Raw genomic sequence first — 25424 nt, 5'->3', positions numbered from 1 at the left:
GACGGCTCGAAATGATCTATAGCACCCCTGGCTGCGCCGCGCGCCAAGGCGTCCAATCCGCCTCGCGCGCTTCCTTCCCTGTCCGGGCGCCCCCGGAGCGGCGCGCGCTTATCGCGCTTTCGGCCGAACACATGTTCGTAACCCAAATGCACGCGAGGATTCGCCGTGACGCTCAACAACAGCTTCAATGCCCGCCAGACCCTCAAGGTCGGCGACAAGACCTATACCTATTACTCCCTCGTGGAGGCCGAGAAGAACGGCCTGAAAGGCGCCTCGAAGCTGCCCTTCTCCATGAAGGTATTGCTCGAGAACCTTCTGCGCTACGAGGACGGCCGCACGGTCACCAAGACCGATATCGAGGCCGTGGCCGCCTGGCTCGACAACAAGGGCAAGGACGAGAAGGAAATCGCCTACCGCCCCGCCCGCGTCCTGATGCAGGACTTCACCGGCGTTCCGGCGGTGGTGGACCTCGCCGCCATGCGCGATGCCATGAAGAATCTCGGCGGCGACCCGCGCAAGATCAACCCGCTCGTGCCCGTCGATCTCGTCATCGACCATTCGGTGATCGTGGACGAATTCGGCACCCCGAAGGCCTTCGACCGCAACGTGGAGCTGGAATATCAGCGCAACGGCGAGCGCTACCGCTTCCTCAAGTGGGGCCAGACCGCTTTCGAGAACTTTTCCGTCGTTCCTCCGGGCACCGGCATCTGCCATCAGGTGAATCTGGAATTCCTCTCTCAGGCCGTCTGGACCCGCAAGGACCCGGTCTCCGGTGAGGAAGTGGCCTATCCGGACACCCTGGTCGGCACCGATTCGCACACCACGATGGTCAACGGCCTTGCCGTTCTCGGCTGGGGTGTGGGTGGCATCGAGGCCGAGGCCGCCATGCTCGGCCAGCCGGTCTCCATGCTCATCCCCGAGGTGATCGGCTTTAGACTCACCGGCAAGCTGAAGGAAGGCGTGACCGCTACCGACCTGGTGCTCACCGTCACCCAGATGCTGCGCAAGAAGGGCGTGGTCGGCAAGTTCGTGGAATTCTACGGCCCCGGCCTCAACGACATGTCGGTCGCCGACCGTGCCACCATCGGCAACATGGCTCCCGAGTACGGCGCGACCTGCGGCTTCTTCCCGATCGACGACAAGACCATCGCTTACCTGCGCACCACCAGCCGTACCGACGAGCGCATCGCCCTTGTCGAGGCCTATGCCAAGGCACAGGGCATGTGGCGCACGGCCGAGACACCGGATCCGGTCTTCACCGACACCCTTGAGCTCGACCTCGGCGACGTGGTTCCCTCGCTTGCCGGCCCGAAGCGCCCGCAGGATCGCGTGACGCTCGATAACTCCAAGACCGAGTTCCTTGGCGCCATGGAGAAGGAGTTCCGCAAGGCCGGCGAGATTGGCAAGCGCGTGAAGGTGGACAGCGCTAATTACGATCTCGGCCACGGCGACGTGGTGATCGCGGCCATCACCTCCTGCACCAACACCTCGAACCCGAGCGTGATGATCGGCGCAGGACTTCTCGCCCGCAACGCGGTGAAGAAAGGCCTGACCTCCAAGCCGTGGGTGAAGACCTCGCTCGCGCCCGGATCGCAGATCGTAGAGGAATACTTCAAGAAGGCCGGCCTCCAGGGCGACCTCGATGCGCTCGGCTTCAACCTCGTCGGCTTCGGCTGCACCACCTGCATCGGCAATTCCGGCCCGCTGCCGGAAAACATCTCGAAGGCGATCAACGACAATGACCTCGTGGCCGTGTCGGTGCTCTCCGGCAACCGCAACTTCGAAGGCCGCGTGAACCCGGACGTGCGCGCGAACTACCTCGCCTCGCCTCCGCTGGTGGTCGCCTATGCGCTCGCCGGCTCCATGCTGGTGGACCTGACCAAGGATCCGCTCGGTACGGGCTCGGACGGACAGCCGGTGTACCTGAAGGACATCTGGCCCTCCTCCGCGGAAGTGCAGGAGTTCATCGACCGCACGATCACCAGCGAGCTGTTCAAGACCCGCTACGCCGACGTGTTCTCGGGCGATGCCAACTGGAAGAAGGTCACCTTCGAGCCGGGTCTCACCTATGAATGGGACATGGGTTCGACCTATGTGCAGAACCCGCCCTACTTCGAGGGCATGACCAAGGAGCCGAAGCCGGTCACGGACATCCTGAACGCGCGCATCCTCGGCCTGTTCCAGGACTCGATCACCACCGACCACATCTCGCCCGCAGGCAACATCCGCGCCGCTTCCCCGGCCGGTGAATACCTGCAGTCGCATCAGGTGCGCGTCGCCGACTTCAACCAGTACGGCACCCGTCGCGGCAACCACGAAGTCATGATGCGCGGCACCTTTGCCAATATCCGCATCAAGAACCAGATGGTGAAGGACGAGAGCGGCCACGTGGTCGAGGGCGGCTACACGATCCACCAGCCCTCCGGCGAGCGGATGTTCATCTATGACGCCGCCATGCGCTACCAGAAGGAAGGCGTGCCGCTGGTCATCCTCGCCGGCAAGGAATACGGCACCGGCTCGTCGCGCGACTGGGCGGCCAAGGGCACGAACCTGCTCGGCGTGCGCGCCGTGATCGCCGAGAGCTTCGAGCGCATCCACCGCTCGAACCTCGTCGGCATGGGCGTTGCCCCCTTCGTGTTCGAGCAGGGCACCTCGTGGGAAACGCTGGGTCTCAAGGGCGACGAGACCATCACCATCAAGGGCCTCGCCGGCGATCTGAAGCCGCGCCAGCGCATGGAGATGGAAGTCACCTCCGCCGACGGATCGGTGCGCAAGGTGCCGGTCCATTGCCGCATCGATACGCTTGAGGAAGTCGAGTACTTCCGCAACGGCGGCATCCTGCACTACGTCCTGCGCCAGCTCGCGGCATAAGGCTCGACAGAACAAGGCACCCGCTCTTCGGATGAGAAGCGGGTGTCAAAGACAAGCAGGGCGCTCCAACGATGGAACGCCCTGTTTTGTTGGTGTATCTAAAGCTTTGTGAGGCCGAACGAGGATCTGGATTACCGGGACAGGCGCGAAAGCTCGCCTGCGAGAACCACGTGTGAAATGGAACCGCCACTCCGGGCATGGGGGAAGCGTCCAGCGAGAACCGCTTCCTCGATGGTCGTCTTTGCCCGATCCAGATAATATCTGGGAAAGAAGCCCGCTCCTCGCATCTGTTCGTAATGTTTCAGAAAATCGTCTCTGAGCAGGTGAAGAGCTCCCTCCTTCGTGAAATCTCCCGGCTCCTCCGGTATGACTTCTCCCGCGAAGACATGTCCATCCGTCCGGGCTGAGAGTACTGCATCACCAGCATCGACCACATCACTAAAATGACGCGCATCGAACGACTTCCCCGGGTCATCGTATGGCATTGCGGCCAGTTCGCGATCGGCATTGATGAGAATATCCGCCAGCACCTGACTGCGGTCGATCTGATCGGATGGATACATGGAGGAAGCCTGCCTCAGAGCGGCGCCCGACAACGGCGAGAGAAGATTTCCATATTGCGGTGCGCGTCCTCCATGGCAACGATCGCGGAAATGACGATAATGAACGATCAAAGGATCAACGGAGGCTTCAGCACCTCCGCACAGCATCGAGAGATCCTCAAGGATATCCCGCTTTAGCTTCCTGAAATGGGTCGATGAGGGAATGAATATGCGGTGGGCTCTGATGAACTTGCCCGGCGCCATATCGGGATAAAACCGCCTGTGGCCCTCACCGCCAGCCCCACCGAACTGGACCGCGGTTGGAACGGGACGGGTAACGGGGAAATAGATCGGGCCATAAACACCGAGACACAGAGACTTCCACTGTTCATATGCTTCTGCTGTGCCTCGGCGAACAGGCATGCGTGGATCCTTACCTTTATCCATGAAGCGCAGGTGATACTTCTCTGCGATGCCCCTCGCGATCGCGAAATCGCTCTTGGAAGTTTTGTTGCTCGTGAAGTTGACCTTTCGGATGACCCCATCTCCGATATTGCGGGCCGCAGCCAGCATCAGAGACAAAACCGCACGAGAATCCCGACCGCCGGTCAGGTCAGCACGCATGTGAAGGTCCGATCGGAGCAATGTCGCCATGCGCCCAATCCAAATCTCCATGTAGTTACGGAATGCGCCTTTATGATCCTCATACGCGGTCCGATTAGAAACAGCCGATGTCATCCGCAACTTTACGGCGGTCCCGAAGAACGTGCGAGCGATCACGGCTTCCATGGTCGAGGGCACCAATCGGATTTCCTTGACGCTGGTTCTTAAGGACGTCAGCTGATCTCCAAACGATCCTTCAATAAAAAAGCTGGAAAGGTGAGCCTCGTCGATTGTGACAGGCAGATCCTTACCTGCAACAAAGCGTACAAGCTCAATGAAAGAGTTCGACAGGGCCCATCGTTCTCCACGCTGATACAGAAAGAGTTTGCAGTAACCACTGAAATCAGTGCCCACGACCGTCTCGCCATCGAGGGTGCAGATGACGATGTAAGCTCCATCTTGGCCCGGCTGAATATACCTCTTCCTCGACGCGATATACTTCTCATAGCCGGCATTGCCGAGAATGAGATCTTCGTCCTGAAAACAGAATCCGTGCAGGCGATGCGGCGGAAGAGCGTCGTAGCTGGAGATTAACAAAAATGCCTCGCTCGTCATTCTATGCAACGAGTGCGGCGCCTGCACTTACCGGTGATTTTCCTGATGGCATTCGAGACTAGCATTCAAAGCATCTCCCAGGTCCTGAACTCATTCACCAAATGAGTGGAGCGGCATCAACGGAAGATCTTTTCATGCTTCGTCTGCCGGTTTTGGGTGCAAGCAAGCTCAACAAAACACCCGCTCGCCATGTGAGAACCAGTCGGGTCCCTCGGTCAGGGTGGACTTCAGGGGAACAATTCATTTTACTGAAGCGATCCCGCTCGCTCCCTTTCACCCGTTTCTTTCCGACGGCACTCATAACTTCACCGCCAGGGCTACCGATTCCGGCGCTCACTTCCTTCAAGCGGAAATAGGAGGTGAGCGAAGAAGCGAATAGGATACAGTGCCCTGGCGAGCAGAGAATTGCCTGTGGCAAATCGGATATAGGCGGCCGCCAATCGATGCGCTCGTGAAACAGCCAATGCCTCACCGATTTTCCTGAACTCCTTGAGTTCCCTCTCGGTACTGCGCAAATTGTCCTGTAGTCGAGCGCAGGTTTTCTTGAAACGCTCCTTCTCGGAGTCGTGCCTGTTTCCGGAAGGCTCTCTCTCGGCAAGCAGCTTCTCAAGCTGATCCCTGTCGAGAGCTGCAATCCGGCGGATATCCCGTGCCCGTCGTTCTGCAAGACGCGCAAGAGACTTGTAGTATTCCAGGTTTTCGGAACCGAATGGCGTTTGCGGGACATCGACTTTTTTAAGCATATTGAAGATGCCTCTGCTGAATACCAAAAAGCTCCGCGACGCGTTTCATGTGAACGTCTGGCGAGTGCACTCTGCGAACATGGGCACGACCTTTTTCGGCCAATTCGCGGGCGAGACCGGGATCGTCCAAGAGACCTTGGATGGCTTGCATATAAGAAGAGGCCATGTCGCGATCATCAGCCAGAGACGGCAGCAGGATCCCTGTTTCTCCGTCGATAACGACCTCGGAAATGCTTCCGACATTGGGAGCGATGACCGTGAGGCCATGGCTCATGGCCTCCAGGATCACGTTGGGAATGCCGTCATGCAGGCTTGTGTAGAGAAAGATTGAAAACCGGGAGAGCGGCAGAGTGCCAAAGCCGTTGTAAGGCCCATGATATTGAAGGTTGCGTAGCCGTTCTAATATGAAGGGATCGAATCCGTTGAAGACGGATCCGCCGAATACATCGATATGCGCATCAGGAGCACTGCGGCTCAGGCGCGAGGCAATCAAGGGAAGCAGAGAGGGTCTCTTTTCGGTATCAAGGCGTGAAGCCCATAGAACGCGCCGGGCAGCATTGTTTTCGCGCGAAGGCAGCACCGCCGGCGCTTCGACCGGAGCATGGAGGCAGTGCCATTTATGTGTCTGCAAGCCGAGTCGATGATGATCCTTCTCAATCGTTGTCATGCTGTCACAGACGATCTTGGAAAGATAATCGAGATTGTCGGAGATAAGTCCGAGAGGAGAAGCCACGATCGATGATTGGCCGTCCTTGATGCGCTCGATATCGGAAAAGCGGTAATAGACGCTTTCTCTGTCCTTCAGGACAACGCCATACAAGCCCAGAAACCGGTCGACGAATATGGATTGTCGCATGTGGATCCGTGTCTCGGATGAACATGTTTCGATCAATTTCAAGGTCAGCACGCAGCGCTCATCCAATGAAAGCGCGCGGCAATGCACAGCCATGTCGACGACTACAGCATTCGGCGGCAGGCGCCCGGTCCATCGCGCGTTGTCAAGGTCTTCACCGAGAACGACGAGAAAGTCCTTGAAAGGATCGAGTTCGTACAGGGCCTCCATAAGATGCAGAAAATATTTCTCTGCCCCGCCTCGTGACATGAAGGGCAACAGGAACACATCGCTGAAATCACGATCTCGGACGATGTCGCATAGATCGCGATAGGCGGCTCCCAGAGGATAGGGTCCCGTGAAGTTCTCGTAGACTCGGCAAGTTTTATATCTTTCCGCTGAAATAGATGGCTCGATTGCGTTGGCCCGTGCAATGAAGTCTTTTGTTTGCGGATGTTCCGTAAGGCGGATCCTCAAACGTTCAGGCCGTTCCGACCTGACGTTTTCGCCCTCGACCCGGCCGCGTTGTTCGTGGCTCTCTGAAAGTTTCAGATAGACAGTAGGCTCAAAGAGTCGCGTCGGCGGTATTTGTCGGATTGAGATCGCATCGGCGGCCTTCAACAGGCTGTCTGGTCTCTGGCGATAGAACAGGATTGTTCCTGGAACGGTATGGATGTCGACGCCGAAGGCTACGGCCTCCGCGTTGAAATGCCAATCTTCATAGGCATAACCTCTCTGGAGCCGGACATCCGCATAGGGAATGCTCAGAAATATGTCCCTATGGGCACATAGGCGGGATATGTAAGGCTGCCTGTCGACGAAAGTCTGGGGAGGAATGACCTCCAAGCCCTTATAGGCGATAATCGAGTACTCACCCCCGAAGCAAAAAACTTGTTCGGGAAAATAAAGGGCGTTGTTACCTTTTTTATGAGCTTCTATTAAGATATCATGAAAGTAATTATATGAGACAAGATCATCCGCATCGGCGGTGAAGATATACTCTCCTGAGGATTGATTAATTCCATCATTGCGAGACGGCCCTAGGGATCCGTTATCGACCTCGATGATCTTGATTTTTTCATAGATACTTAAGTCGGACGATGACAGAACCTGCCGGGTTTCGTCATCTGTTCTATCGAGAACCGCAATCAGCTCCAGATAGATCCCTTTTGATCGTGCAAAGGCCCCAGCCTCGGAAAGAGAAAGAAGCGTACGCCGCAAAAAGACCGCTTCACGATGGATGTTGAGCACGATGGAAGCATGGATAGGATTTTCAACCATTGACTATGCTTTCCACGACGCTCCTGAAGCAGGAAAAGCGCGCGTCCTATCCAGAATCACCCGCCATCAATGCAAGTAACACAACTTCATTACATTTCGAAATGGGATTGTCAGGTCAAGGCTGTAAAATTTGGACGGATTGCTGAGAAACCGGCCACTCCAAATCCAAGACAAGCCTAGATCGATTTCTTCGACGGTTTTCCACACGAAGCACCGTCGGCCCACGGAACCGATGAAACGGCGCCCTCCACGGATGGAAGCGCCCCCTTCCCGGCTCAGATGACGAAGAGGTCGTGATAGTAGAGCTTGGTCTTGTTGGAGATCGTGGCGATATGATCGCCGAGACTGTAGCCGAGCGAAGCGACGACCCAGTCGCTTCCCTCATCCGGCTGCTCGGCAATCCCGTCGCCTTCATCGACGAAGAAGGTGTCGTCTCCTTTGCCGCCCCAGAGACGGTCCAGTCCGGCACCGCCGATCAGGATGTCTCGCCGTCCCATCCGTACAGGGAATCGTCGTCGGTCTCACCGCGGAGGATGTTGCTCACATTGTTGCCGAAGAGCGAGTTGGCCTCGGAGTTGCCGGTCCCCTCGAGAGATCCATATCCACGCAGCTCGAGAATTTCGACGTGATCCGGAAGAACGTAGGAAACATAGGCGACGAGCAGCTCGAGACTGCCCTCACCGGCTTCCTCGACCACAACATCATCGGGCGTCTCGACATAGTATTGGTCGTTGCCGAGACCGCCGATCAACGTATCGGCGCCGAGTGAGCCGTTAAGGATGTTATCGGCATCGTTGCCCGTAATGACGTTGTTCTTGGCATTTCCCTCCACTGGCAGCGCTCTGCCCATGCACATCGACGAGGGAGAAATTCTGCGTATCGGGCTCCAGTCGATAAATATTCCAGACAGGATCAAACGGATACTCGCTCATCGACTTCAAGCCCCTTTCGCAAAGGAGGGTGCTTATGCTTAGCCTTCCTCTTGGGAAGTCGGTCTTATCAGAGCAGGGATCGTTTCATACCGCCCGCAGATTGCAGAGCCATTGACGACATATCGTGAATGTATTTTCCTGTCATTGTCAGACGGATCGGGGAACCTGGGCAGGCGCTTGCGTCATTTTGGTCTGTCCCTTCAACCTTCTGACTTTGCTTAAAAAGCCACGCTTTCACCATCAGTCTTCCTATTTCGTTAAGGCACCATTAACCCTTTCACGCGGAAACTGAATTCATTGCTTCTCTTGACCCTTTTGCCAAAGCCATGAGCGACCTTCTCGTCAGTATCCGTCATGCGAAGCCCGATGACGCCGCTGCCTTGTCCAAGGTCTTCGATGCTGCCTGGCGCGAGGCCTATCTTGGGATCATTCCCGGCGTGACCCTGGACAAGATGTTCTCCCGGCGCAGCGCGCGCTGGTGGCGCTCCACGCTGTCGCGCGGGCGTCCGCTGGTGGTGCTCGACATCGGCCAGGGCGCCGTCGGCTATGCTTCCTATGGACGCTGCCGCGACCGGTCACTGCCGGCGAGCGGGGAGATCGACGAGCTCTATCTCCTTCCCGAATACCAGGGCATCGGCTTCGGCCGGCGCCTGTTCAACGCCGTGCGCAACGATCTTAAAGCGCGGGAAATGGACAGGATCGTCGTCTGGGCCCTTGAAGACAACGAGCGCGCCTGCGCCTTCTACGAGAGCATGGGCGGGCGAACGATCGCCCGCGTCGAGGAGCGCATCGGCGGAACGCCGCTCGCCAAGGTTGCCTATCTCTTCCGCTGACGGCGCTTCAATCGCTGCCCTCAGAGGAACCTTGTTTCGATTCTCGCTGCTGGGGCCTTCTCCCGAAGGAGAGGGGCATCCGATTGATCCAAAAGTGGGTTCCCCTTTTGAGTCCGATGCTCTAGTGAGGCGTCCAAGCTTCAGAAAGCGGCCTTTTCGGCCTAAGGGTTAAGCCGCTCTCAAGACGAGCTTTTGCCGCATTTTCACCGGCGTTCCGGCTTCCCCATTTCGGAGAAAGCCCGCCTCAGAAGATGCTTCAAGCCTTGTTCCGGAGAACAGCTCTATGCGCCTTGACGCGATCAAGATTGGTAAGAACCCGCCGGACGACGTGAACGTCGTCATCGAAGTGCCGATCGGCGGCGAGCCCATCAAGTACGAGATGGACAAAGAATCCGGCGCGCTCGTCGTGGATCGCTTCCTTTATACCGCCATGCGGTATCCTGGAAACTACGGCTTTATCCCCCACACCCTCTCGGGCGACGGTGATCCTTGCGACGTGCTGGTGGCCAACACCCGCGCCATTGCGCCCGGAGCTATCATCAATGTACGTCCGGTCGGCGTTCTCGTGATGGAGGACGACGGCGGCCAGGACGAGAAGATCATCGCGGTGCCGTCGAGCAAGCTGACCCAGCGCTACGACCGGGTGGCGAACTACACCGACCTGCCCGAGATCACCATCAAGCAGATCGAGCACTTCTTCGAACACTACAAGGATCTCGAGCCCGGCAAATGGGCCAAGATCATCCGCTGGGGCGACGCCGAGGAAGCCCGTCGCCTGATCGTCGAGGGCATCGAGCGGGCCAAGGCCGAGAAGTAAGCTTTTGCCAGTTTCTGAAATGATGAAGGCCAGGCGAATGTCTGGCCTTTTTCGTAGGTAGCCTCACTCGGCCGGAACGGGAGCGGTGGAACCTGCGCTGCGGTATTCCGCCCAGGCCTGCCTCAAGATCTGCACGGCTGAGGACAGGAACAGGCCGGCCATGATGCCGGCGACGATCAGGTCGGGCCAGGCGCTCGTGGTCACCCACACGGCGCCTGCCGCCGCCATGACGATGACGTTGCCGATGGCATCGTTGCGCGAGCACAGCCAGACCGAGCGGACATTGGCGTCGCCGTCCTTGTAGCGCATCAGCAGGAGCACGCTGGCGAGGTTGGCCGCGAGCGCCAGGACCCCGATGCCGCCCATGATCTCCGCCCGCGGCAGGCCGAGGATCAGCACGTGATAGAGCGTTGAGCCGAGCACCCAGGCGCCCATGAGCGACAGGCTCACACCCTTGAAGAGGGCCGCCGTGGCGCGGGTGCGCAAGGAAGCGCCGATGACGGCGAGGCTGAGGCCATAGGTGACCGTATCGCCGAGAAAATCGAGGGCGTCGGCCTGCAGGGCCTGCGAGCGGGCGAGATGGCCGGCCACGATCTCGGTGACGAACATCGCGGCATTGATCGCAATCACGGTCCAGAGGACGCGCTTGTAGCGCGGATCGACGCCATCGAAGACCGGCACACCACCATGACAGCCACAGGTGTCCGCATGGTCGTGGCCCTTCGCTGGAGCGACCTCATGAGCATGATGGTCGTGGGAAGAGCAGCACGCCTCGTGCCCATGGCTGTGATTCTGGCTCATCCGAATCTCCTTTTCGTCCGTTCGGATGAGTCGTACAATCTCTAGCGACTAGAGGTTCAAGAGGAAAATGACGGATCTGTCCATCGGGGAATTGTCTCGCCGGGTCGACGTGAAAGTCCCCACCATCCGCTATTACGAGCAGATCGGCCTTCTCCCCTCGCCGCCGCGCACGGAAGGGCGCCAGCGGCGCTATGGGGCGGAGGATGTGTCTCGCCTCAGTTTCATCCGCCATGCGCGCGAACTCGGCTTCGAGGTCGACGCTATCCGCGAGCTCCTGAGCCTGAGTGCGAAACCGGAACAGCCCTGCGAGCCGGCCGATCAGATCGTGGCGCGTCATCTGGAGAGCGTCGAGCGCCGCATCGCCCAGCTAAAACTCCTCCGCTCGGAGCTGCGGCACATGCTCGACGATTGTCGGCACGGAGAGATCGGCGAATGCCGGATCATCCAGGTGCTGGCCGATCACGACCAGTGCCGGCACGAGCACGGCAAGGTGAGCTAGAGCGTCTCACCTTTCAGCAATCGCGGCGCCTCTCGCTCGGTCAATCCCGCCGCCTCGCGGATGAAGAAGCGTTTCAGGCCCGGCATTCGGTCGACGAGACCGAGGCCAAGATCGCGGATCAGGCGGACAGGCAGCACGTCGTTCGAGAACAGGCGGTTGAGGCCGTCCGTCATCACGCCCATGGCGGTGATGTCGGTGCGGCGCGCGCGCTCGTATTGGTCGAGCACGTCGGCGGCGCCGGGATCCATGCCGAGACGCATGGCGTCGGTGATGATCTCGGCCAGCGCCGCCGCATCGTGCAGGCCGAGATTCAGGCCCTGGCCCGCAATCGGATGAATGACATGGGCAGCATCGCCGAGGAGCGCGAGGCGCTCAGCCACGAAGGAGCGGGCCACGCCGAAGGACAGCGGAAAGGACTGCGGTTTGGTCTCGAAGATGAGTTTTCCGAGCTGCAGACCGAAGCGGCGCTCCAACTCGTTAAGCAGGTCTTCGGGGTGCGATTCCAGCAGCGCCGGCACGTTGTCGCTGCGCTCGGTCCAGACGATGGAGGAGCGGTGCTTAAGACTGCCGTCGGCCTGGATCTCGGGCTTGAGGGGCAGGATCGCGAAGGGACCGGAAGGCAGGAAATGCTCGATCGCCTTGCCCTCATGATCGCGCTCGTGGGCGATGGTGGCGACGATGCCGGACTGCTTGTAGGGCCACGAGATCCAGCCGATGCCCGCCTGCTCGCGCAGGCGCGAACGAGCGCCGTCGGCAGCGACGAGGAGCGCAGCTTGCAGACTATCGCCATTCGTCAGAGCGACATCCGTGCGTGCGCCGTGAACGGAAAAGCCCTTCACGCCCTCAGATCGCAGATCGACTCCGGCCTCGCGGCAGGAATCCAGCAAGGCGGCAGTCAGGTCGCCCGCCGTGATCATGTGCGCGAAGGGCTCGTGCCCGTCCACGTCGCCCTCGAAGGTCAAAAAGGTCGGCCGCACCGGATCCTGCAGGCGGCTGTCGGTGATCACCATGTCGAGGATCGGTTGCGCCTTGTCTGCGACCTGATTCCAGATGGCGAGCGCTTCCAGCATCCGGCGTGCAGCCGCAGCGATGGCATAGGAACGCTTGTCGCCATGGGGGTTGCGCTTGAGAGCCGGGTCGCACATGACCACGTCGATCCCATCGGCGAGCGCCTTTTTGAGCGCCAGCGACAGGGACAGCCCGGCAAGCCCCCCGCCTGCAATGACGATGCGCGGTCGCTCCATATCCGTTGCTGCGCTCATCGCTCTAACTCCATGTCTTCAACGTTATAGGTGGGTGTCAGCGATCCATTGGCCAGCGTCAAGCTTGACCTTCCTGAGTCTCTCACCGATGGATGGCTGTTGCCGATCGAAGGATTTTGAATCCATGTCCCGTGCCGTCACTGACCTTCTTTCCATTCTCGACCTCGAGCAGCTCGAGGTGAACCTGTTCCGCGGGCAGAGCCCGAAGAGCGGCTGGCAACGTGTCTTCGGCGGGCAGGTGATCGGACAGGCGCTGGTCGCCGCGACCCGCACGGTCGACGGGCGCCATCCCCATTCGCTCCATTGCTATTTCATGCTGCCCGGCGATCCCAAGGTTCCGATCATCTACGAGGTCGACCGCATCCGCGACGGCAAGAGTTTCACCACGCGTCGCGTCCTGGCGATCCAGCACGGCCAAGCGATCTTTTCCATGTCGGCCTCCTTCCATCTCGATGAGGAGGGTTTTGCGCATCAGGCGGACATGCCGAAGGTGCCGGGACCCGATGAACTGCCCAGCGAGGAAGAGGTGAAGGGCGGCCTGATTCTTCAGATGCCGGAGCCCATGCGCGCCTATTACGAGCGCGAGCGGCCGCTCGAGATCCGGCCCGTGGAGATCAACCGCTATCTCTCGCGCGATCCGGGCGAGCCACGCTTCCATGTCTGGATCAAGACCACCGGCCGCCTGCCAGACAATCCGGCGATTCACCAATGCGTGCTCGCCTATGCGTCGGACATGACCCTTCTCGACACCTCGCTCATTCCCCATGGCCGCACGGTGTTCGAGCCCTCGATCCAGCCGGCGAGCCTCGATCATGCCATGTGGTTCCACCGGCCCTTCCGCGCCGACGAGTGGCTGCTTTATGCGCAGGACACGCCGAGTGCCGGCGGCGCGCGCGGCTTTTCGCGCGGACTCATTTTTAAGCAGGACGGGACTCTGGTGGCTTCCGTTGCTCAGGAAGGGCTCATCCGCGAGCGTCGCACCTGACCCCATCTGCCTAAAAATTCATCAGATAGGCACTTTTATAGCCCAGCTTCCACTGCCTAGGAAAGAGGCAGCGGCCCTTTTCCTATGGCCGGAAAGCTTGGCATGTTTCTTGCGTATATCCCCCTGACACCCGTCCATGAGGCCGGGTTCATCATTGGAAAAGCTGCCTGAGCATTTCGGGCAGCCGTCTCAAAAAGGGGGCCAAACCCATGAAAATCGTGATGGCGGTCATCAAGCCGTTCAAGCTGGAAGAGGTGCGCGACGCGCTCACCGCTCTCGGCGTGCACGGCCTCACCGTGACTGAGGTGAAGGGATATGGACGGCAGAAGGGTCATACCGAGATCTACCGTGGCGCCGAATATGCCGTGAGCTTCCTGCCGAAGCTGAAGATCGAAGTGGCGGTGGCGAGCGAGATGGTGCCCCAGGTGATCGATGCGATCACGGCGGCCGCGCGCACCGGCCAGATCGGCGACGGCAAGATCTTCGTCACCTCGCTCGAGAAGGCGGTCCGCATCCGCACGGGCGAGACCGACATCGACGCCCTTTGATTCCATTGTTTCAGTCATTCCGGAGTTTGAATCCGATGAAGTTCCGTCCTCTCCTCCTGCCGGCGCTCGGTGCGCTCGGATTAGGTCTCGCGGCCCTCGAGCCCGCACTGGCACAAGACGCCGCGACTGCTGCTCCCACCGTCAACAAGGGTGACACCGCCTGGATGCTCGTCTCGACGATCCTCGTGATCCTCATGACGATCCCGGGCCTCGCTCTGTTCTATGGCGGCCTCGTGCGCACCAAGAACATGCTTTCCGTGCTTATGCAGGTCTTCGCGGTGTTCAGCCTCGTGGCCATCCTGTGGTCCTTCTACGGCTACTCGCTCGCCTTCACCTCCGGCGGCGAGGGCATCGGCGCCTTCATCGGCGGCTTCTCCAAAGCATTTCTCGCCGGCGTGACCACGGATTCCACTGCCGACACCTTCACCAAGGGCGTGGCCATTCCGGAATTCACCTTCGCGGCCTTCCAGCTCACCTTTGCTTGCATCACCCCGGCCCTGATCGTCGGCGCCTTCGCCGAGCGCATCAAGTTCTCGGCCGTGATGCTCTTCACCGGCCTGTGGCTGACCTTCGTGTATCTTCCGATCGCCCACATGGTGTGGTTCTCGGAAGGCTATCTCTTCGCCATGGGCGCTCTCGACTTCGCCGGCGGCACGGTGGTTCACATCAATTCCGGCGTCGCCGGCCTCGTCGGTGCTCTGATGATCGGCAAGCGCATCGGCTATGGCCGCGACCTGCTCGCGCCGCACTCGCTGACGCTCACCTTCGTCGGCGCCTGCCTTCTGTGGGTCGGCTGGTTCGGCTTCAACGCCGGCTCGAATCTGGAGGCCACGGGCGGTGCCGCTCTCGCGCTCATTAACACCATCCTGGCCCCGGCCGCTGCCGGCCTCTCCTGGATGAGCGTGGAAGCTCTCGGAAAGGGCAAGGCCTCGCTGCTCGGCATCGCCTCGGGTGCCGTCGCCGGCCTCGTCGCCATCACGCCGGCCGCCGGTCTCGCCGGTCCGATGGGCTCCATCGTGCTCGGCCTCGTCGCCGGCGCGGTCTGCTACGTCGCCGTCACCGGCGTGAAGAACGCGCTCGGCTATGACGACGCCCTCGACGTCTTCGGCATCCACGGCGTCGGCGGCATTATCGGCGCCATCGGCACCGGCATCGTAGCGGCTCCGTCGCTCGGCGGCTACGGCGTCGGCGAGTACTCGATCGGTGGCCAAGTCTGGACCCAGTTCATCGCGGTTATCATCACCCTGATCTGGACCGGCATCGGCTCCGTGGTGCTCTACAAGATCACCGACCTGATTGTCGGCCTGCGCGTCACGCAGGACCAGGAGCGCGAAGGCCTCGACCTCGCGGACCACGGCGAGCGCGCCTACAACTACTAAGAACACCCGCATCGCCCCGACCGGGCGCTGCGGCAAGAAGCCTTCCAGAGGCTCAAACAGGAAAGCCCCGACCGAAAGGCCGGGGCTTTTCTTGTTGCTGATCCAACGGTCATCCCGGACGCCAGAGGCGATCCGGGATCGGATGCCGTAGTCTCAACACTGTCATTCCCGCGAAGGCGGGAATCCATAACCGCTGACAATGCTGAATTGGTCGAAAGTCGTGGTTATGGATCCCAGGCTCCGCTACGCGGCCCCGGGATGACAGGGCTTTATTCTGAAAACGATCCCGGATCGGCTGCGCCGTCCGGGATGACGCGGATCTGGCTTCATCCATTCTTCACGAGCTGCCGCAGCTTCGCCCGCCGCGTCTCCTCCGACTCCTGGAAGTTCGACGTGCCATAGAACTCGCCCTTGCTGTCCATCAGGAACAGCGTCGCCGAATGGTCCATGGTGTAGCCGTCATCCGTCGGCACCTTGCGGTAATAGATCTTGTAGGCGCGGGCGGCCGCTGCGATCTCGTCCTCCGTGCCCGACAATCCGACGATGCGCGGATCGAAGGACGAGAGATAGGTCTTCATCAGCTCCGGCGTGTCGCGCTCCGGGTCTACCGTGATGAAGGCGGCCCGCAGCCTGTCCGCATCCTTGCCCAAGGCCGCCATGTCCTGGGTCAGATCGTAGAGGGTGGTCGGGCACACCTCCGGGCAATGGGTGAAGCCGAAGAAGACCACGAAGGGCTTGCCCTTCAGGTTCTCCTCCGTGAACGGCTTGCCCTCATGGCTCGTGAGCTTGAATGGCCCGCCGATCGGCACTTTTCCGGCGCTCTGCTGCTGTTGTGTCGGGAAGAGCAGCAGGCCCGCCGTCACGACCAGCACCAGAAGGCCGGCGGTGAAGACGAGAAGCGGCACGAGAAGACGTTTGAGATTCATAGGCGATCTCCCGCGCTAGAGCATTTTTCGGCGAAGTGGTTCCGGTTCGCCGTCAAAAAATGCGGCAAATCAAAGAAGAGAGTTGTTTCCATGACAATGGGAACAGCTCTAGTGCTTGTGCTCGGCAGGCGCCGCACCGCCCATGCCGCGTACCACATATTCCACCTCGACGGAGCCCGCCTTCTCGAACACGAGCGTACCCTTGATCGTCTGGCCCTCTTTCAACGGCTCCTTCAGGTCCATGAACATGAGATGGTATCCGCCCGGCTTCATCTCGACCGTTGCGCCCGGCTTGATCTCGAGCCCGCCTTCCACCGGCTTCATGCGCATCACGTCACCTTCCATGCGCATCTCGTGCACCTCGACTTTGGAGGCGACCGGAAACGCGCCGCCGATCAGGCGGTCGGGGGCCGTGCCCGCGTTGGTGATGCGCAAGTAGCCGCCGCCGACCTTGGCGCCGCCCGGCGTCGCCCGCGACCAGGGCTGCTCGATGGTGAGCGGACCGGCTTTCACGGCCTGCGTCGTATTGACGATGCCCACGATCCGCACGCCGGGTGCCGGGGATTTCAGGCCGTGCGGATCCTCGCCTGCGGCCGGCACCTGAGTCCATTCCTCGGTTGCGCCATCGCATTCCTGCACCACAGGGAAATGGACCGTCGCGCCTGGCTGATAGGCATCGGTGAAGCGGGCCTGGAATACGAACTCGTCGTAGAAGGCGTCGTCGAGGGAGCCGGTCCAGACGATATCGGTCACGCCCTCGGACACGGCCTCTCCGTTGACCTGATAGGCCTTCACATAGGCGCCCTTGGTGGTCTCCAGCTTCCATCCGGCCTTCGGCATCGGCTTGACCGCGACGATGCCCTCCGGAATGCGGACGCGCACTTTCAGGGTCGCCTTGCCGGCGCAGCCATGGGGGATGCGCAAGACGGCCTTGTAGGTGGAATTCGGATTAGCCTGCCCGTTCTCGAAGGTGACATGGGCGAAGGCGGGAGCGGAAATCATGAGAGCGGCGGCGGTTAGCGCGGCGCCGAAGCGTGACGAAGTCATCAGGGACATCCTTGAGAGATGGTATGGGATTCTTGTCGAACGGCAATCAGCCGAGGCGCGGCGGCGCGCGAGATCCCAGGGGCAGGACGTCGGAAGTCAGACGTAAGGACGGCGGTTCGACGGCCCGGTCGCCCAAGACCGCCATCGGTGCGAGCCGCTCCAGAATGGCGGCAGCCGGGATCGGGCCTGTCGCGCCGGAGCTGTGGCAGCTTAAGGTGCAGCAGAGATTCTCATGGGCCTTCTTCGGCCCATGATCCGGCGCGGAGGAGCTGTCCTGGACACAGATGATCCCCTGCGCCTCGGCCGCCGCTGCGGCGTGGAAGGCGCCACTGACCGAGAGAAGCAGGGCCTGCAGGACGAACGCATAGGCCATCACCGCCACAATCGCGGCGCGTGTCCAACCGGTCCGGAAGCCCTTGCGTGTCATGGCCGGGACACTGGTCTTTTCGCGGTCGCCCGTCAACAGGGCAGAAAGGTCGTTACGGTTAAAGGACCCTTAACCCCACCGCGCTACGATCCGTAGCAACATTGTCCCGTCCTATGGTTTTTTAGAGTGGTTTGATGCGCGCGGCCCGCCGTTCTTCTTCCGCCTATGATGGCCTCTTCAGCGCCTTCCGAGCCTTCCTGGCTCGCCGGGCGCAGGAGCTGACGGGCCTGTGCCTGATCGCCGTCGCCGGAGCGGTCGCAGTGGCGCTCGCCACCTGGTCGGTCGACGATCCGAGCCTCAACAACGCCACCGATCTGCCCGTCCGCAACCTTCTCGGCTGGCCCGGCGCCATCGCGGCTGACCTGCTGATGCAGCTTTTGGGCCTCGGCGCCATCGCGGCCGTGCTGCCCCTGGCACTCTGGGGCTGGCGGCTGATGAAATCCGGCGATCTCGGCCGCCTGCAGCTGCGCCTTGCCCTCTGGGTCATCGGTGCGGGCGCCGCGACCGCGCTGGCCAGCGCCCTCCCCCCGACGCAAAGCTGGCCACTGCCGACAGGCCTCGGCGGCGTGGTCGGCGACGCGATTCTCGCCGGGGCGAAAGCCATTACGGGCCTCTCCAGCGGTCCGGCCAGCGCTGTCCTCGGCTTCCTGTTCGCCGGCATCGCGATCTTGAGCCTCACGGCCGCCTGCGGTCTTGGCCCGGCGGAGGAGCGGCACCACGAGGAGCCGGAGGAAATCGAGGAGCGCCAGCCCATCAGGCGGCGCAAGATCCAGGATTGGGACGAAGCGGAGGAGACAAGCCACGACGAGCCGGGTTGGGGCATCGTTTCGCTCGGCGCCCTCGCCCATGGCGTCATGAGCCTGCGCGCCTCCGCCCGCCGCTGGAAGGAGAACCGCCGCGTCGCCCTTGAGGAAGATTATTACGAGGAGGCGCCCCCGCAGCCGAAGCGCCCGGCCCGCCAGCCTGGCCTGCGCCGCGAGCCGGTTCTCGACGGCGCTCCCGTCCGCCCGCGCCCCGCTCCGGCTTCCGTGCCGATGCATGACGAAGATGAGGCCGGCTGGGACGAGGACGATATGCCTCCCTCGCCGGCGGCACGCCCCGCCCCTCGGCCCGAGCCGGCACCCACGCGCGTCGGACCAGCGCATGCAGCGCCCAAGCCTGGCAAGCGCATGGCCCGCGAGGCCCAGCCTTCGCTGCTCGACGAAGAGAATTACCAGCTGCCGCAGCTGAACCTGCTCGCCGAGCCGAAGCGGCCGTCAGCCCCCACGATCTCGGCCGAGGCGCTGGAGCAGAACGCCGCCCTGCTCGAAGGCACATTGGAGGATTTCGGCGTCAGAGGGGCCATCACCAAGGTCAATCCCGGCCCTGTTGTGACGCTGTATGAGTTGGAGCCTGCGCCGGGGACGAAGTCGTCGCGGGTGATCTCCTTGGCGGACGACATCGCCCGCTCGATGAGCGCGGTCTCGGCCCGTGTGGCGGTGGTGCAGGGCCGCAACGCGATTGGCATCGAATTGCCCAACCACAAGCGCGAGACCGTGTACCTGCGCGAGCTTTTGGCCAGCCAGGACTTCGAGACCTCGAAGCAGAAGCTGGCGCTCTGCCTCGGCAAGACCATCGGCGGCGAGCCGGTGATCGCCGATCTCGCCCGCATGCCGCACCTGCTCGTCGCCGGCACCACCGGCTCGGGCAAGTCGGTGGCGATCAACACCATGATCCTGTCGCTGGTCTACCGGCTCTCGCCGGCCGAGTGCCGCCTGATCATGGTCGATCCGAAGATGCTCGAGCTCTCGGTCTATGACGGCATCCCGCACCTGCTGACCCCGGTGGTGACCGACCCGAAGAAGGCGGTGGTGGCGCTGAAATGGGCGGTGCGCGAGATGGAGGACCGCTACCGCAAGATGTCGAAGCTGGGCGTGCGCAACATCGACGGCTTCAACGCCCGCGTGGTCGAGGCCAAGGCGCGCGGCGAGACCATCACCCGCACGGTGCAGACCGGGTTTGACCGCGAGACCGGCGAGGCGGTGTACGAGGACGAGGTGATGGATCTCGATCCGCTGCCCTACATCGTGGTGATCGTCGACGAGATGGCCGACCTGATGATGGTGGCCGGCAAGGAGATCGAGGGCGCGATCCAGCGCCTGGCCCAGATGGCCAGAGCCGCCGGCATCCACGTGATCCTGGCGACGCAGCGGCCTTCCGTGGACGTGATCACCGGCACGATCAAGGCGAACTTCCCGACCCGGATCTCGTTCCAGGTCACGTCGAAGATCGACAGCCGCACCATTCTGGGCGAGATGGGCGCCGAGCAGCTGTTGGGCCAGGGCGACATGCTGTACATGGCCGGCGGCGGGCGGATCACGCGCGTGCACGGGCCGTTCTGCTCCGACGAGGAGGTCGAGAAGGTGGTGGCGCATCTGAAGCGCCAGGGCCGGCCGCAGTACCTCGAGGCCGTCACGGCCGAGGAGGACGAGGGCGGTGGTGCCGCCGACACAGCCGTCTTCGACCAGGGCGAGTTCGGAGCGCCGGGCGGCGATCTGTACGATCAGGCGGTGGCGGTGGTGCTGCGCGACAAGAAGGCGTCGACGAGCTACATCCAGCGCCGGCTGCAGATCGGCTACAACCGCGCCGCCTCGCTGATGGAGCGGATGGAGAACGAGGGCATCGTCGGCCCCGCCAACCACGCCGGTAAACGCGAGATTCTGCTTGAAACTCCGGGGATGGGAGAGGATTAAGGATCCGCGCTGGAACCTTGGCCGCTGACCTGCGTCATTCTTGAGCCATGCGCAATGGCCAAGCAGCGGTCAATATCATGTTCCGAAGGAGACTTGATCGGATGCGTTCCGTCCCTCTCGCCAGCCTGGTGGCGGCCCTTGTCGCGGGTCCTCTGCCGGCCATGGCACAGACGGCGCTGCCGATCGAGATGATCCTCCCGTCTGCCCGGTCGGTTGCCGCTCAGGGCTTCAGCCCTTCACCCCCTCACCTGCCGACGGCCTCGTTCCATCGCACAACGCCTCCGGTAGCGGATGCTCAGCCGTCCCGGCCGGTCATTCCCCGGCCAGCCAATGGAGAGCAGGTACTGGCCGCGACCGCACCGCTTCCGCCGAGCCGCCCGATCATGGCGGAACCCCAGAAGCTCACCGCGCCAGAACCCATCACCATTGCGCCCCAGCCCATCGTGACCGCGGCCGTGGAGCCTGTGGCCCTGCGGCAGCCCCTGCCGAACAGCACGGTGGTGGAGCGGGCCAATGCCTATTTCACACATCTGACCACCCTCGTGGCCGATTTTACGCAGGTGGGCGGCGACGGACGCCGACAGGGCGGCACGCTCTATCTCCAGCGCCCCGGCAAGGTGCGGTTCGAATACGATCCGCCCGCCACTCTCCAGGTGATCGCCGATGGACGATCCGTCGCTGTGCGCGACCGCAAGCTCGCAACCCAGGACCTTTATTCAATCTCTCAGACGCCGCTGAAATTCCTGCTGCGCGAGCAGGTCAATCTCGGCCAGGATATCCGGATCACCGGCATCACCAACGACGGCGAAACGGTGCGCATCAACCTGGAGGATTCCTCGACGCTGGGCGGCACCTCCCGCATCACCCTCTATTTCGATCCCCTGGTGGAGAGCCTGAACCAGTGGCGCATCATCGATGCGCAGGGCTTCCAGACGGTGGTCGTCCTCAACAAGCTCGAGCGCGGACGCCGGATCGACCAGGATCTGTTCAAGATCCAGTACGAAGCCATCGTGGGCGGGAACAAATAGGCGCCACGCGTTCTGCCACGCTTCCCTCCAGCCCAAATCTGTCGTAGCCGGATAGGGTCTTTCGAAGGGCTCTTCCCGTGCAACTGACCGTCTCGACCTGGAACATCAATTCCGTTCGCCTGCGCCTCGATCAGGTAGGCCGCTTCCTGAAGGAGCGCCGCCCCGACATCCTGTGCCTGCAGGAGACCAAATGCCCGAACGACAAGCTGCCCCTGAAGGAGCTGCAGGCCTTCGGCTATCCCTTCGTCGTCCATATGGGCCAGAAGGGCTATAACGGCGTCGCCATCCTGTCCCGCTATCCGTTCTCCGAGAACAGCGTGATGGAGATGTGCGGCCGGCAGGATGCGCGCCACATCACCGTCACCTTGAGCCGGGAGGCCAAGGCGGCCGCGGGCCTGACGATCCATAACTTTTATGTCCCCGCCGGCGGCGACATTCCCGATCCGGGACTGAACGAGAAATTCAAGCACAAGCTCGATTTCATGGCCGAGATGCGCTCATGGGGCAGCAAGGCGAAACCCACCTCCGCACCGGCCATTCTCGTGGGCGATCTCAACGTAGCGCCGCTCGAACACGACGTCTGGAGCCACAAGCAGCTTCTCGACGTGGTGAGCCATACGCCTGTCGAGACGGAAATGCTGGAGGAACTGCGCCAGGAGGCCGAATGGATCGACGCCATGCGCGTCCTGCGCCCCGAACCTGAAAAGATTTATTCCTGGTGGAGCTACCGGTCACCCGGCTGGGCCGCCGCCGACAAGGGCCGCCGGCTTGATCACATCTGGCTGTCGAAGGGCATGAAGGACAGCCTACGCTCCATCGACGTCACCCGCGAAACCCGCGGCTGGGACCGTCCCTCCGACCATGCCCCTGTGACGGCGGTGCTGGAACTTTAGGTCTTATCATCCTCCGGGGTCTGCGCCGGGATTTCCTCGCCGTCGATGGCGATGAGCTGCTGGCGCACCCGCTCCAGGCCTTCCGTGAGGCGGTTCAGCTCCTCGGCCATGGTCTCCTGGATGGCCGCGGCAGCGTCCGGAAACTCCTCCAGCACCCGGCGCATGAGGCTCGGCGTCACGCGGATGATCGCCGAGGGCTCGCGGGCGGTGGCGGTGGCGCGACGTTCGATGCGGGCGAACAGGGCAGCCTGTCCGATGAGGGAGCCCGGACCGGCCAGGAAAGCTTCGGGCGAACCGTCATCGCTGGCATCGAGCGCGATGGCACCGCGACTCACCACGTAGCCGCCGTCCGAGCGGTCCCCTTTTTTGAACAGCACGTCGCCTTCGCGATAGGTCCGGTTCTCCGACGCGAAGGCGACGAGGCGCAGGGCATCCCGCTCCAGCAGGTTGAACAGCGGAGCCTGGCTTAAAACTGCGATATCGTCGTCGAGCGCCATGGGGTTTTAGGGAATCAGCTTGTAGCCGCCAGGCTCGGTGACCAGGATGCTGGCATTCGATGGATCGGATTCGATCTTCTGGCGCAGGCGATAGATATGCGTCTCAAGGGTGTGGGTGGTGACGTTGGAATTGTAGCCCCAGACCTCGGTGAGCAGCGTGTCGCGTCCGACGACCGCCTGACCGGCGCGGTAGAGATAGCGCAGGATCGCCGTCTCCTTTTCCGTCAGCTTGAGCTTGGAGCCCTTCTCAGTGGTCAACAGCTTCGAGCCCGGGCGGAAGATATAGGGCCCGATCTGGAACACTGCATCCTCGCTCGCCTCGTATTGGCGCAGCTGCGCCCGGATGCGGGCGAGTAGCACGGCGAACTTGAAGGGTTTGACCACATAATCGTTGGCGCCGGCTTCCAGGCCCATCACCGTATCCGTGTCAGATCCTTGGGCGGTGAGCATGATGATCGGGCTACGGAAGCCGTTCTGGCGCATAACCTTGACCGCCTCGCGCCCATCCATGTCGGGCAGGCCCACATCCATGATGGCGAGATCGACCCGGTCCCCCTTCACCGCCTCGATGGCGCCCGTGGCCGTCTCGGCGGTTGCGACCTGAAACTCGTCATAGAATCCGAGCTGTTCGGCTAGGGTGTCGCGCAGGTCCTGATCGTCATCGACGACGAGGAGGCGGCTGGCATTCGACATCTCAAACCTTTCAACACGATGAATCGTAAAGGCGTCAGCACGGCTTTCAAAAAGCGAAAACACGTCAGCCTTGAGCCGGTTCGTTCGCTCCCTTGTCGCCGCACATGATCCCGATCGAAAAATCGCAGCCTAGCGCGAGCTGGCGCGAACCTTGAGCTTTTAGATCATGCTTGACGCATAAGAGTAATCATTCCCAGCTTGACAACAAGGGGGCGTTCAAGGCCCTTCCACTGCCTATGAAATTGTCTCACGTCAATGTCATCCGCGTCTTCCGCTCCCCGCTCGACCACCGGCGCGGGCGGCTCGAGGCCGGCAATCTCGTCCTTCCTTGCGCGCTCGGACGCTCCGGGACGGCCCGAGCCAAGCGCGAGGGTGACGGCGCCTCGCCGGTCGGGCGCTTCAAGATTCTGCAGGCTTTTTACCGTCCCGATCACGGCCCGCGCCCCCGGACCGGCCTGCGCTTAAGGCCGATCCGTCCCACCGACGGCTGGTCCGACGACGTGAGGGACCGCCGCTACAACCGCCTCATCCCCCTGCCCAGTCCCACCAGCCACGAAAAGATGTGGCGCAACGATCATCTCTATGACGTGGTGCTCGACATTGCCTGGAACCGCGGCCCCATCGTCAAGGGCCGCGGCAGCGCCATCTTCCTGCATCTGGCCCGCCCCGGCCTCCTGCCAACGGAAGGCTGCGTCGCCGTGGAGAAACGCATGATCCGCCGGCTCTTGGAGCGGATCGGGCTGCAGACGCGGATCGAGATCGTGGGCTGATGACGGCCATCCTGATCGCCACCTGCTTGGAGTACCCGCATCCGACGCCGAACCTTGAGGCTTTGCTTGGTGCCCTGCGGTCCAGCGGTGCCGAGGCCTCCTATCTGCCCTGGAAGACAACGCCGCTGGAAACCTTCGCGGCGGCCGATGCCGTTCTGCCCCTATGCTGCTGGGACTATTACGACGATCCCGAGCGGTTCCTTAGGTGGGTCGATGCGCTTGAAGCCAAGGGTACACAGCTCATTAATCCCCCCACGCTTCTGCGTTGGAATTTCCGCAAGACTTATCTTCTGGAGATGGCGAAAGCAGGTCTTGCCGTCCCCAATACCTTTCACCTATCCGAGGTCAGCCGCGAGGCCATCGAGCAGCGGATGGAGGAGAAAGGCTGGCGCATCGCCGTTCTCAAGCCGGTGTCGGGCCAGAGCGGACACGGCGTTCGCAAATTGGATTGGGACAAGCGCGCCGAATGGTCTCTCAAAGGGATAACCGGTGAGTCGCTGCTGCAGGAGTATCAGGAGGATATCGGGGCGCTTGGCGAGACGACCCTGACCTTCATCGAAGGCGCGTTCTCCCATGCCGTCCGTCGTGTGCTCAAAGCCGGCGAATGGCGGGCCAACCAGCAGTTTGGCGCGACCTATGAGCACGTGGACGTGAGCCAAGACGTGATCGATGCCGCGCGGGACTACCTCAGCCATCTCGCGCAGGTGCCGCTTTACGCTCGTGTTGACGGACTCGTTCGTCCCGATGGCTTCATACTGACGGAGTTGGAGCTGATCGATCCTTATCTCTATCTCGAATTTTCTTCAGGGAGCGCCGATGTGTTGGCGCGGGCGCTCCTACGGCAGCTTGGATCATAGAGCAAGGAATC

At 61.7% G+C, this 25424-nt stretch carries 23 protein-coding genes; 12 read left to right on the top strand and 11 right to left on the bottom strand.

Going from position 1 to position 25424, the window contains the following annotated elements:
- Positions 1-165 precede the first annotated feature (165 nt).
- Positions 166-2871 carry an aconitate hydratase AcnA gene (gene acnA, locus JO965_RS01185; RefSeq protein WP_203441908.1) on the top strand — a complete coding sequence of 902 codons (2706 nt, stop codon included), beginning with the start codon at positions 166-168 and terminating at the stop codon, positions 2869-2871.
- A gap of 131 nt (positions 2872-3002) precedes the next feature.
- Here the strand turns inward: acnA and JO965_RS01180 are convergent, their stop codons facing one another.
- From JO965_RS01180 to JO965_RS01165, 4 genes are all read right to left on the bottom strand, one after another.
- Positions 3003-4631: a hypothetical protein gene (locus JO965_RS01180; RefSeq protein WP_203441907.1), complete on the bottom strand. Its 1629-nt coding sequence runs from the start codon at positions 4629-4631 to the stop codon at positions 3003-3005.
- Between the two features lie 735 nt (positions 4632-5366).
- Positions 5367-7487 (bottom strand): glycosyltransferase, encoded by a 2121-nt coding sequence (locus tag JO965_RS01175; RefSeq protein WP_203441906.1) that lies wholly within the window; start codon positions 7485-7487, stop codon positions 5367-5369.
- A 275-nt stretch (positions 7488-7762) separates the two neighbouring features.
- Positions 7763-7984 carry a hypothetical protein gene (locus tag JO965_RS01170; protein WP_203441905.1) on the bottom strand — a complete coding sequence of 74 codons (222 nt, stop codon included), beginning with the start codon at positions 7982-7984 and terminating at the stop codon, positions 7763-7765.
- On the bottom strand, positions 7963-8337 hold the full coding sequence (locus JO965_RS01165) for a hypothetical protein (protein WP_203441904.1): 375 nt from the start codon (positions 8335-8337) through the stop codon (positions 7963-7965). The genes JO965_RS01170 and JO965_RS01165 overlap by 22 nt, the downstream gene beginning before the upstream one ends.
- Before the next feature lie 408 nt (positions 8338-8745).
- Here JO965_RS01165 and JO965_RS01160 point away from each other — a divergent pair, with 408 nt between their 5' ends.
- Both JO965_RS01160 and ppa read left to right on the top strand, forming a co-directional pair.
- On the top strand, positions 8746-9252 hold the full coding sequence (locus tag JO965_RS01160; RefSeq protein WP_203441903.1) for a GNAT family N-acetyltransferase: 507 nt from the start codon (positions 8746-8748) through the stop codon (positions 9250-9252).
- 283 nt (positions 9253-9535) lie between these two features.
- Complete coding sequence (gene ppa, locus JO965_RS01155; protein ID WP_203441902.1) at positions 9536-10069, top strand: inorganic diphosphatase; 534 nt, start codon at positions 9536-9538, stop codon at positions 10067-10069.
- A gap of 63 nt (positions 10070-10132) precedes the next feature.
- On the opposite strand, the gene JO965_RS01150 is transcribed toward ppa, so the two are convergent.
- Positions 10133-10870 (bottom strand): cation transporter, encoded by a 738-nt coding sequence (locus JO965_RS01150; protein ID WP_203441901.1) that lies wholly within the window; start codon positions 10868-10870, stop codon positions 10133-10135.
- A gap of 67 nt (positions 10871-10937) precedes the next feature.
- Between JO965_RS01150 and JO965_RS01145 the strand changes: the two genes are divergently transcribed.
- A complete protein-coding gene (locus JO965_RS01145; RefSeq protein ID WP_203441900.1) occupies positions 10938-11369 on the top strand; it encodes a helix-turn-helix domain-containing protein in 432 nt (143 codons plus the stop codon).
- On the opposite strand, the gene JO965_RS01140 is transcribed toward JO965_RS01145, so the two are convergent.
- The gene (locus JO965_RS01140; RefSeq protein ID WP_203441899.1) at positions 11366-12631 is read right to left on the bottom strand and encodes a ubiquinone biosynthesis hydroxylase; all 1266 of its coding nucleotides are present in this window, start codon (positions 12629-12631) and stop codon (positions 11366-11368) included. The two genes, JO965_RS01145 and JO965_RS01140, sit on opposite strands and share 4 nt — an antisense overlap.
- A gap of 124 nt (positions 12632-12755) precedes the next feature.
- Here JO965_RS01140 and tesB point away from each other — a divergent pair, with 124 nt between their 5' ends.
- From tesB to JO965_RS01125, 3 genes are all read left to right on the top strand, one after another.
- On the top strand, positions 12756-13616 hold the full coding sequence (gene tesB, locus JO965_RS01135; RefSeq protein ID WP_203441898.1) for an acyl-CoA thioesterase II: 861 nt from the start codon (positions 12756-12758) through the stop codon (positions 13614-13616).
- A 209-nt stretch (positions 13617-13825) separates the two neighbouring features.
- Positions 13826-14164, top strand: coding sequence for a P-II family nitrogen regulator (locus tag JO965_RS01130; protein ID WP_203441897.1), 339 nt, complete (start codon positions 13826-13828; stop codon positions 14162-14164).
- Positions 14165-14199: 35 nt separating this feature from the next.
- On the top strand, positions 14200-15543 hold the full coding sequence (locus JO965_RS01125; protein WP_203441896.1) for an ammonium transporter: 1344 nt from the start codon (positions 14200-14202) through the stop codon (positions 15541-15543).
- A 326-nt stretch (positions 15544-15869) separates the two neighbouring features.
- Here the strand turns inward: JO965_RS01125 and JO965_RS01120 are convergent, their stop codons facing one another.
- The 3 genes from JO965_RS01120 to JO965_RS01110 form a co-directional block, all read right to left on the bottom strand.
- Positions 15870-16469: an SCO family protein gene (locus tag JO965_RS01120; protein WP_203441895.1), complete on the bottom strand. Its 600-nt coding sequence runs from the start codon at positions 16467-16469 to the stop codon at positions 15870-15872.
- Positions 16470-16577: 108 nt separating this feature from the next.
- Positions 16578-17516, bottom strand: a complete 939-nt coding sequence (locus JO965_RS01115) for a DUF1775 domain-containing protein (protein WP_203441894.1) — start codon at positions 17514-17516, stop codon at positions 16578-16580.
- A 46-nt stretch (positions 17517-17562) separates the two neighbouring features.
- Positions 17563-17943 (bottom strand): hypothetical protein, encoded by a 381-nt coding sequence (locus tag JO965_RS01110; protein ID WP_203441893.1) that lies wholly within the window; start codon positions 17941-17943, stop codon positions 17563-17565.
- Positions 17944-18077: 134 nt separating this feature from the next.
- Here JO965_RS01110 and JO965_RS01105 point away from each other — a divergent pair, with 134 nt between their 5' ends.
- From JO965_RS01105 to xth, 3 genes are all read left to right on the top strand, one after another.
- Positions 18078-20675 (top strand): DNA translocase FtsK, encoded by a 2598-nt coding sequence (locus tag JO965_RS01105; protein WP_203441892.1) that lies wholly within the window; start codon positions 18078-18080, stop codon positions 20673-20675.
- Between the two features lie 101 nt (positions 20676-20776).
- Complete coding sequence (locus JO965_RS01100) at positions 20777-21703, top strand: outer-membrane lipoprotein carrier protein LolA (RefSeq protein WP_246776703.1); 927 nt, start codon at positions 20777-20779, stop codon at positions 21701-21703.
- Between the two features lie 77 nt (positions 21704-21780).
- Positions 21781-22596 (top strand): exodeoxyribonuclease III, encoded by an 816-nt coding sequence (gene xth, locus JO965_RS01095; RefSeq protein ID WP_203441890.1) that lies wholly within the window; start codon positions 21781-21783, stop codon positions 22594-22596.
- Here the strand turns inward: xth and JO965_RS01090 are convergent.
- On the bottom strand, positions 22593-23093 hold the full coding sequence (locus JO965_RS01090; RefSeq protein WP_203441889.1) for a cyclic nucleotide-binding domain-containing protein: 501 nt from the start codon (positions 23091-23093) through the stop codon (positions 22593-22595). The genes xth and JO965_RS01090 overlap by 4 nt on opposite strands.
- Positions 23094-23099: 6 nt before the next feature.
- Positions 23100-23786, bottom strand: a complete 687-nt coding sequence (locus JO965_RS01085; protein WP_203441888.1) for a response regulator transcription factor — start codon at positions 23784-23786, stop codon at positions 23100-23102.
- A gap of 236 nt (positions 23787-24022) precedes the next feature.
- Between JO965_RS01085 and JO965_RS01080 the strand changes: the two genes are divergently transcribed.
- Both JO965_RS01080 and JO965_RS01075 read left to right on the top strand, forming a co-directional pair.
- Positions 24023-24556, top strand: a complete 534-nt coding sequence (locus JO965_RS01080) for a L,D-transpeptidase (RefSeq protein WP_203441887.1) — start codon at positions 24023-24025, stop codon at positions 24554-24556.
- Complete coding sequence (locus JO965_RS01075; RefSeq protein ID WP_203441886.1) at positions 24556-25413, top strand: RimK family alpha-L-glutamate ligase; 858 nt, start codon at positions 24556-24558, stop codon at positions 25411-25413. The genes JO965_RS01080 and JO965_RS01075 overlap by 1 nt, the downstream gene beginning before the upstream one ends.
- Positions 25414-25424: the final 11 nt, after the last annotated feature.

The organism is Microvirga sp. VF16, assembly GCF_016864375.1.
Classification (GTDB): Bacteria; Pseudomonadota; Alphaproteobacteria; order Rhizobiales; family Beijerinckiaceae; genus Microvirga.
This window is presented reverse-complemented; position numbering and strand designations above follow the sequence as displayed.